Here is a 608-nt window from a genome sequence, read left to right on the forward strand (position 1 = left end):
CCTTACCGCAGTGCGTACGGCTGGTCACCACCAGCTCCGTCGCTGTATTTGGCGGCAAGCTCCCCGAGAAAGTCCCTGACGACCAGGTCTGGATGCCGCAAAGTTCCTATGGCACGCAAAAAGCCATGAACGACCTGTTGCTGTCCGACTACAGCCGTAAGGGCTTCCTCGATGGGCGCAGCCTGCGTATGCCCACTATCGTTGTGCGTCCGGGCAAACCTAATGCGGCGGCTTCGAGTTTTGCCAGCGGCATTATCCGCGAGCCGCTGAACGGTGAAAATGCCAACTGCCCGGTCAGCCTGGCCACACGTCTGTGGCTAATGTCCCCGGCCAGAGCCGTGCAGGCGCTGATCCTCGGGCACGAACTGAACGGTGAGGATTTGGATCAGGGCCGCGTCATTAATCTGTGCGGCCTGTCGGTGACGGTAGAAGAGATGCTGGCTTCACTCAGGCGTATCAGCGGTGATGGGGTCTTATCACGAATCAGCCATCAGCCCGACCCGGCGATCGTTAAGATCGTCAACTCCTGGCCCGGCGACTTCCAGGCGAGCTATGCGCGCCAGCTGGGTTTCCAGGCTAACGCCTCATTTGATGAAATGGTCAGAGAA

Annotated in this window: 1 protein-coding gene; it reads left to right on the forward strand. The window is 59.4% G+C overall.

What is annotated here, in order from left to right; genetic code table 11:
- Nucleotides 1-608 (forward strand): NAD-dependent epimerase/dehydratase family protein (locus WH277_RS05525; RefSeq protein WP_339504892.1); only part of this gene is annotated, 608 nt, incomplete at both ends.

Origin of the sequence: Erwinia sp. MYb416 (assembly GCF_037479575.1) — a bacterium.
GTDB lineage: Bacteria > Pseudomonadota > Gammaproteobacteria > Enterobacterales > Enterobacteriaceae > Erwinia > Erwinia rhapontici.